Source organism: Micromonospora sp. D75 (assembly GCF_018070405.1).
Taxonomy (GTDB): Bacteria; Actinomycetota; Actinomycetes; order Mycobacteriales; family Micromonosporaceae; genus Micromonospora; species Micromonospora chalcea.
Map to the genome: position 1 here is coordinate 1 of NZ_JAGPXV010000253.1, position 7,911 is coordinate 7,911.

Annotated in this window: 9 protein-coding genes; 2 read left to right on the plus strand and 7 right to left on the minus strand. The window is 74.6% G+C overall.

The genetic code is table 11. The features are described 5' to 3' along the window. Window positions 1-505: DUF5667 domain-containing protein (locus tag KBX39_RS16575; RefSeq protein ID WP_247660284.1), on the plus strand; the 505-nt coding region annotated here is incomplete at its 5' end. 111 nt (window positions 506-616) lie between these two features. Then, window positions 617-1,495 (plus strand): HAD family phosphatase, encoded by an 879-nt coding sequence (locus KBX39_RS16580; protein WP_043328083.1) that lies wholly within the window; start codon window positions 617-619, stop codon window positions 1,493-1,495. A gap of 16 nt (window positions 1,496-1,511) precedes the next feature. On the opposite strand, the gene KBX39_RS16585 is transcribed toward KBX39_RS16580, so the two are convergent. The 7 genes from KBX39_RS16585 to KBX39_RS16615 all read right to left on the minus strand — a co-directional run. Further along, window positions 1,512-2,414, minus strand: a complete 903-nt coding sequence (locus KBX39_RS16585; RefSeq protein WP_051611579.1) for a lysophospholipid acyltransferase family protein — start codon at window positions 2,412-2,414, stop codon at window positions 1,512-1,514. 281 nt (window positions 2,415-2,695) lie between these two features. After that, window positions 2,696-3,769, minus strand: a complete 1,074-nt coding sequence (locus tag KBX39_RS16590) for an NAD-dependent epimerase/dehydratase family protein (RefSeq protein ID WP_064446676.1) — start codon at window positions 3,767-3,769, stop codon at window positions 2,696-2,698. Window positions 3,770-3,889: 120 nt separating this feature from the next. Next, complete coding sequence (locus tag KBX39_RS16595) at window positions 3,890-3,991, minus strand: AURKAIP1/COX24 domain-containing protein (protein ID WP_007465623.1); 102 nt, start codon at window positions 3,989-3,991, stop codon at window positions 3,890-3,892. 221 nt (window positions 3,992-4,212) lie between these two features. Further along, the gene (locus tag KBX39_RS16600; protein WP_013288759.1) at window positions 4,213-4,422 is read right to left on the minus strand and encodes a helix-turn-helix domain-containing protein; all 210 of its coding nucleotides are present in this window, start codon (window positions 4,420-4,422) and stop codon (window positions 4,213-4,215) included. A 202-nt stretch (window positions 4,423-4,624) separates the two neighbouring features. After that, window positions 4,625-5,809, minus strand: coding sequence for an ABC transporter permease (locus KBX39_RS16605; RefSeq protein ID WP_043328082.1), 1,185 nt, complete (start codon window positions 5,807-5,809; stop codon window positions 4,625-4,627). After that, window positions 5,806-6,681 carry an ABC transporter ATP-binding protein gene (locus KBX39_RS16610; protein ID WP_069087778.1) on the minus strand — a complete coding sequence of 292 codons (876 nt, stop codon included), beginning with the start codon at window positions 6,679-6,681 and terminating at the stop codon, window positions 5,806-5,808. The genes KBX39_RS16605 and KBX39_RS16610 overlap by 4 nt, the downstream gene beginning before the upstream one ends. Continuing rightward, window positions 6,678-7,911, minus strand: a 1,234-nt coding sequence (locus tag KBX39_RS16615) for an efflux RND transporter periplasmic adaptor subunit (RefSeq protein WP_210871404.1), incomplete at its 5' end; no start/stop codon positions are given. The genes KBX39_RS16615 and KBX39_RS16610, both read right to left, overlap by 4 nt.

Below are 7,911 nucleotides of genomic sequence, written 5' to 3' on the forward strand. Positions count from 1 at the left end.
CTCCGGCATCTCCGCCGCCAGCGAGAACGCGCTGCCCGGTGACGCCCTGTACGGCATGAAGCGCTCCACCGAGCGCGCCCAGCTCGCGCTCGCCAGCTCGGACATCAGCCGTGGGCAGCTCTTCCTCGACTTCGCCCGCACCCGGCTGGACGAGGCCGCCTCGGTGCGCGGCGACCGGCTCGGTTTCAGCGCCGTCCTGGACGACATGGACGCAGACACCCGCCAGGGCGTACGCCTGCTGACCACGGTCGCGGCGCAGCGTTCCGACCCGGTGGCGCTGGACGCGGTGGACACGTTCCTGGCCGGCCAGCGCCGGGTGGTCAGCGGCCTGCTGGACCGGCCCGACCACGCCGAGCGGGACCGCACCCGCCGCTCGCTGGCGCTGCTCGACGCGGCCGGCAAGCGCGCCGACGCGCTGCGCGAGGCGATCGCCTGCGGACTGCCCGCGCCACAGGCCAGCGACGCGCTCGGGCCCGCCCCGGCGGCCTGCCCGGCCGACCGCTGAGCGCGGACGCCGACCGCGCCACACTTCTCCCGGCGGACACCCACCCGTCACACCGTGCCGGATACGCTCGACGCGGAGGGCGTACGCGGTCGTCGAGGCAGGGAGGTCACCGTGGCCGGAACCCGGAAGGTGACCGTCAGCACCGACGCGCACGGGCACACCACCGGCTGGTCGGAGGCCCCGTCGGCGCCCGCGACCACGATCCCGCCGGACCCCACCGCCGCCGCCTTCTTCGACGTGGACAACACGATGATGCAGGGCGCCTCGATCTACTGGTTCGCCCGCGGGCTGGCCGCCCGGAAGTACTTCACCACCGGTGACCTGGCCCGTTTCGCCTGGCAGCAGGCCCGGTTCCGGCTGCTCGCCACCGAGCACGCGGGCGACATGTCCCAGGCCAAGGAGGCAGCGCTCGCGTTCGTGCAGGGCTGGCGGGTGGACGACATCGAGCGTCTCGCCGACGAGATCTTCGACGAGCTGATGGCCCCGCGCATCTGGGCCGGCACCCGCCGCCTGGCCCAGCGTCACCTCGACGCGGGCGAGCGGGTCTGGCTGGTCAGCGCCGCCCCGGTGGAGATCGGCCGGGTGATCGCCGCCCGGCTCGGCCTGACCGGCGCGATCGGCACGGTGGCCGAGGTGGTCGACGGCGCGTACACCGGGCGGCTGGTCGGTGACCTGATGCACGGGCCGGCGAAGGCCGAGGCGGTGACCCAGCTCGCCGCCGTGGAAGGGCTGGACCTGGCCCGCTGCGCGGCCTACAGCGACTCGGCGAACGACCTGCCGATGCTCTCCGCCGTCGGCCGTGCGGTCGCGGTGAATCCCGATCCGGCGCTGCTGCGGCAGGCCCGCGAGCGGGGCTGGGACGTGCGCGACTTCCGCACCGGGCGGCGGGCCGTACGCATCGCCGTGCCCTCCACCGCCGCCGCCGGGCTGCTGGCCGGCGCGGTCACGGCCGGACTGGCGCTGCACCGGCGCCGCCACCGCGAGGCCTGAGCCGGCGCGCGTTCGCTCAGGGCCCGAACGGGTCGGGGCGGCGTTCGAGCAGCTTGTGCAGCGTCTGCTGGATCGTCTCGCGCACCTGGTCGGCGAGGTTGAACACCACGAGCGGGTCGTCGGCGGAGTCACGCAGGTGCGCGGTCGGGATCGGCGGGCAGAACTCGATCAGCCACTTGCTCGGCAGTGGCACCATGCCCAGCGGCCCGAGCCAGGGGAACGTCGGCGTGACCGGGAAGTACGGCAGTTTGAGCAGCCGCGCGAGGGGCTTGATGTCGGCGAGCATCGGGTAGATCTCCTCGCCGCCGACGATCGCGACCGGCACGATCGGCGTGCCGGTGCGCAGCGCGGCGGAGACGAATCCGCCCCGGCCGAAGCGCTGGAGCTTGTAGCGGTCGGAGTAGAGCTTGCCGACCCCCTTGAAGCCCTCCGGGAACACGCCCACCAGTTCGCCGTTGCCGAGCAGCCGCTCCGCGTCCGGGTTGCAGGCGACGGTGCCGCCGGTCTTGCGGGCTATCTCGGAGACGACGGGCATGCGGAAGACCAGGTCGGCGCCGAGCAGCCGCAGGTAGCGGCGCGCCGGGTGCCGGTCGTGCAGCGCGGTGGAGAGGATCAGCGCGTCGAGCGCCACGGTGCCGGAGTGGTTGCCCACGACCAGGCCCGCGCCCTCGGCCGGTACGTGCTCGATGCCGCTGACCTCGGTGCGGAACCAGTCCCGGTAGAGCAGCCGGACCAGCGGGTGGACGACCGCGTCGGTCAGGTCGGGGTCGAAGCCGAACTCGTCGACCTCGTAGTCACCGGCGAGCCGCCGCCGCAGGAACGCCAGGCCCTGCGCCACCTTGCGGTCCCAGTGGTCGCCCGGCCGGTCGGCCACCGCCGGTCCGGGCGGCGTGTCACCGGCCGGCGCGTCGCCGGCCACGGCCTTCTTCGCCACGGCCTTCTTCGCGACCGTCTTCTTGGCCACCGTCCTCTTGGCCACCGTCTTCTCGGCCGTCGGGCGGTGCGCGGCCGGACCCGGGGCGGCCGACCCGGCCGGGGTGCCGGGCTCGTCGGCGGAGGTGTCCGGCTCGACCGGCGCGGCCGGGCGGGCGGACGGCGCGGTCACCCGGCGGTGTCCGTTGCGCCGTGCCGGCTCCGCGCCCGGCCCGGGCACGTCCAGCGGTACGTCGTAGCGCGCGTCGCGCCGCTCCTCCGGGCTGGTCACGAACGCTCCCGTACGGTCGAGCGGACCTGCCGGATGCTCTCCAGCACCAACCGCTCGGCCGCGGCCAACTGGTCCCGGGTCACCACGACGCCGCCGTGGTGGGCGCGGATGAAGTCCTCGAACGCGGCGGCGGTCGAGCGGGGCGTGAAGCCGAACTCCCGCTCCAGCCGGCTGGTGTCCACCACCCGGCCGTGCACGAACAGGTCCACCTGGTCCAGGCCGTACCGGCCGAAGCCCAGGCTACGGGCGATCGCGGCGACCCCGGCCAGGCCCGGTTCCAGCACCGGCACCGCCACCCGGCCGGCCCGGCGGATCGCCTGCGACAGCGACAGCACGCCCGGCCCGGCGACGTTGTACGTGCCCGGGTGGTCCTCGGCGACCGACCGGTGCAGCACCTCCAGCGCGTCGTCGAAGTGCACGAACTGCAGGCGGGGGTCACGGCCGAAGACGGTGGGCACCACCGGCTGGGAGAAGTAGCGCGTGAGCGTGGTGTCGGCGGCGTACCCGATGAACGGCGCGAAGCGCAGCACGGTCGCGGTGACGTCGGGCCGGCGGCGGCGGAACCCGCGGACGTACCCCTCGATGTCGAGTATGTCGCGGCCGAAACCGCCGCGCGGCACCTCGCGCGGCTCGGTCTCCTCGGTGAAGACGGCCGGATCGCGGAACGACACCCCGTACGCGGCGGTGGACGATCGGACCACGAGCTTGCGCAGCCGGGGCGCGCGCTGCGCGGCGGCGAGCATCTGCATCGTGCCGATGACGTTCTGTTCCTTCATCGCCGACCGGCCGCCCTGCTGCGGGTCGGGGGACGTGACGAGCGCCAGGTGCACCACGGCGTCGACGTCGAGGTCGGCCAGGAGACCGCCGAGCGAGTCGAGGTCGAGACGGACCCGTTCCACGTCGGTGAGCAGGTCGGCCAGCTCGGGGTTGGGCGGCGCCGGATCGACCCCGATGACCCGCTCGATCCGCGGGTCGGCGGCGAGCCGCGCGGCGACGTGCGCGCCGAGCCAGCGACCGACCCCGGTCACGACGACGACCCCCGGGGCACCGGAGGTGTCACCGGGGGTCATGTCGTGCGCCTTGCGCGGCAGGCGGGATCGAGCCGGGACGTCCACGGCCTGATCACCTGAGCCTCCGAGGGTCGACAGTTGGCAAGTGGTGCCGGGTGCCGGGCCAGTGCCCGGCACCGGTCACTTGCCGAGACGGCGACGCTGGACGCGGGTCTTGCGCAGCAGCTTGCGGTGCTTCTTCTTAGCCATGCGCTTGCGGCGCTTCTTGACCACCGAGCCCATACGACAGCCTTTCGATGCAACGTTCGGGGCGGACCGGAAGACACCACCGCCGGTGGCGTCTTGACCGCTTGCGGACAACGGACCGGACCAGCGTGGTGGGCAGGGCACACCAGAGGGCGATCACGGTCGTGGTCCAGCCTAACCGGAGTGCGTCAGCAGGACCAACGCGCCCCCGTCGATGCCCCTTTTCGTCGCACTCGGCGGACCGGCCCGCCGAGTGCTCAGGCGGACTCCTGGAAGGCGCCCCGGAGGTATTCGTGCACGGCGTGCTCGGGCACCCGGAACGAGCGGCCGACCCGCACCGCGGTCAGCTCACCGCTGTGCACGAGACGATAGACAGTCATCTTGGAGACCCGCATGACCGTCGCCACCTCGGCGACGGTCAGGAACCTGACATCCGACAGCCGTGCGTCGGACTGCGACCCGGCCATGGCTCACCGACCCATTCCCGTGCCCGGCGCGTGTCACCGGGCAGGTGCTCCCGCCTCGACGAGCGACGCGCGTGTAACCAGTACGGTAGCGGGACGGCTGTGACCTGCGCGATCCCTTCCACCCTTTGATCATGGCGGGACAGCCGTTCACCCGATGTCCACCAGGGGTTTTTCGCCCGGACGGGTGTCTCGTCCGTAACGCCTACTCCGCGCGCAGCGCCACCACCGGGTCGAGCCGGCCGGCCCGCTGCGCCGGCACCACGCCGAAGACGATGCCGACCGCCGCGGAGACGCCGAATGCCAGCGCCAGCGACCACCAGGTGATCGCCGCCGGGATCGGGGAGAACGCGTCGACGAGCAGCGCGGTGCCCACGCCCAGCGCCATCCCGGTCAGGCCGCCCACCGAGGTGAGCAGCACCGCCTCCAGCAGGAACTGCACGCCGATGTCCCGGGGACGCGCGCCGACCGCCTTGCGCAGGCCGATCTCGCGGGTCCGCTCGCGTACCGAGACCAGCATGATGTTGGACACGCCGACGCCGCCCACCAGCAGCGAGATGCCCGCGATGGCGGCCAGCACACCGGTGAGCACGCCCAGGATGTCGCCGAGCACGCCGAGGATCTGCCGCTGGGTGACGGCGCTGAACTCGGTGTCCGGGTGCCGGCGGGACAGCTCCGCGACGATCCGCTCGCCGAGTTCGTCGATCCGCTCCCGGTCCGGCGCCTTCACCGCGATGCCGTCGATGCGCTGGGTGCCCCACAGCCGTTGCGCCGCCGTCACCGGTACGTGCACCTCGTCGTCGCGGTCCACGCCGAGGCTCTGCCCGAGCGGCGCGAAGACGCCGATCACCCGGAACCGCACCCCGGCCAGCGTGACCTGCTGGCCGAGCGGGTCCCGGTCGGGAAACAGCGCCCGGGCCACCGAGTCGCCGAGCACCGCCACCCGGCGGCTGGTGTCGACGTCCGCCCCGGTCAGGTAGCGGCCCCGCGACAGCGACCTGGTGAACACCGACGGGGTGGTCTCCAGCACCCCCTGCACGGTGGTGAAGTCGGACCGGTTGCCGGCCCGGGCGGTCGCGCCGGAGGCCACTGTCACCGCGACCCGGCCGGGGTCGCCGACCACCCGGGAGACGGCGTCGGCGTCGCTGAGGTCCAGCGGCGAGACCACCGGCGCGTTGCCCACCTCGATCCGGCCCGGCACCACCAGCAGCAGGTTCGAGCCGAGCCCCTCGACCTGCTGCTCGACCTGCTGTTTGGTGCCGGTGCCGATGGCCACCAGGATCACCACCGAGGCCACCCCGATGATCACCCCGAGCATGGTCAGCACGCTGCGCAGCCGGTTGGCGCGAAGCGCGTCCCACGCCACCCGCCACGCCTCGGCCAGCCTCATCCCGCGTTCCCGCCGGCCCGCGGAAGGCGCTCCCCGGGCCGCGGAAGGCGCCCGGTGGCACCGGCGGCGCCACCGGAGCCACCGGGCGGGTGCCCCGGGCCGCTTCCGGACACGGACCGGGGCTCCGCGCTGGGAGCGGGGTCCAGTGTCGCAGGTACGCCGGAGCCGTCCGACGGCGGTCGATCATGAGCGCTGTCCGAGCGGATCAGGCCGTCCCGCACCGCGATCCGCCGGCGTGCCCGGGCGGCCACCTCCTGGTCGTGGGTCACCATCACCAGCGCCACCCCGGACTCGGCGTTCAGCTGTTCCAGCAGCTCCAGCACCGCCTCGCCGGTGGCACTGTCCAGATTGCCGGTCGGCTCGTCGGCGAGCAGCACCGCCGGTTCGGTGACCAGCGCGCGGGCGATCGCCACCCGCTGCTGCTCGCCGCCGGAGAGCTGGTTGGGCCGGTGGTGCAGCCGGTGGCCGAGCCCGACCCGGCCCAGCATCGCCGCCGCCCGCTCCCGCCGCTGCCGCGCCCCGACGCCCCGGTAGACCAGCGGCAGCGCCACGTTGTCCACCGCCGACGTACGAGCCAGCAGATGGAACGCCTGGAACACGAAGCCGATCGTCTCGTTGCGCAGCGTCGCCAGCTCCGGGGCGGTGAGCGTGGTGACGTCCCGGCCGCCGATCACCAGCCGGCCGCCGCTGGGCCGGTCCAGCCCACCGAGCAGGTGCATCAGCGTCGACTTGCCCGAGCCGGACGGGCCGATCACCGCCACGTACTCGCCCTGGTCGATGGTGAGCGACACGCCGCGCAGCGCGGACACCGAGACGCCGTCCAACTCGTACGTGCGCCAGACGTCGACCGCCTCGATCGCCGGTTCGGTCACGGGAGTTCCTGGCCGTCGCGGACCTGGTCGGCGCCACGTACCACCACCCGGTCGCCGGCCCGTACGCCGTCGACGATCTGCACCAGGTCCTGCCCCTGCACGCCCACCGTCACCGGCACCCGGTCGGCGCGACCGTTCCGCAGCACCCAGACCGCGTCCCGCCCGTCGGCGGAGAAGACCGCCGACGCCGGCACCGCCACCGCGTCGGCTGCCTCGCGCACCCGCAGGCGTACCACCGCGTTCATGCCGGGGCGGGGCGCCGGGGCGGCCTCGGCCTCACCCATCCGTCCGGCACCGAGGTCGAGCCGGACCCGGTAGGTGACGCCACCCCGCGCCGAACTGGTCGGCAGCACGTCCACCGACCGCACAGTGGCGTCGTACGTCGCGCCGGTCACCGCGTCCAACTCGACCGAGGCGGGCACCCCCGCCCGCACCAACAGCACGTCCGTCTCGTCCACCTCGGCGAGCAGGCCGAGCCGGCCGGTGTCCACCACAGTGAGCACCGGCGTGCCGGCGGTGACCCGGCCACCGGCCGGGATCGCGTCGTCCACGCCGGGCGGCGGTCCGCCCTGCCCGCCCGCGCCGAACGCCGACGGGTCGAGACCGGGCACCGCAGCGCCACCGGCCGCACCGAGCAGCCCGGCCAGGTCGGCCGGCGCCGCCCGGGTGCCGCCCGGCTGCACCACACCGGAGATCGGCGCGCGCAGCGTCAACGCGTCCACTGTCGCCTTCGCCAGGTCGTACGCCTGCTGGGCCTGGAGTCGCTGCGCGGCCGACAGCGCGCCGACGGCGCTGTTCAGCCCGGCGACCCCGCGCTGCACCTGGGCGACGGCCCGGTCGGCGGCGCGGGCGGCCGACTCGTACTGCCGCTGCGCCGAGGAGACCTGGAGCAGCAGCGCGGCGCGTACCTGCGGGTCGCCGACCTTGCCGGCGGCGGCGCGGGCGGCGGCGAACGCCTCGTCGGCGGCCCGGTCGGTGCCCCGCCGGCTGCCGCCCAGGTCACCGGTGCCGGTGCCCCGGCTGGCCCGCTTCGCCGCGCGCAGCGCCTCCCGGGCCTGCGCCAGGCGCTCCCGGGCCGACGGCGAGTCGATCACCGCGAGCACCTGCCCGCGGCTGACCCGCGCGCCGGGGGCGACCCGCAGGCTGGCGAGCGTGCCGTCGGCGGGCGCGGTGAGCGTGGCCGCGGCCCGTGCGGTCACTGTGGCCGGCGCGTCGATCACCTCGCTGACC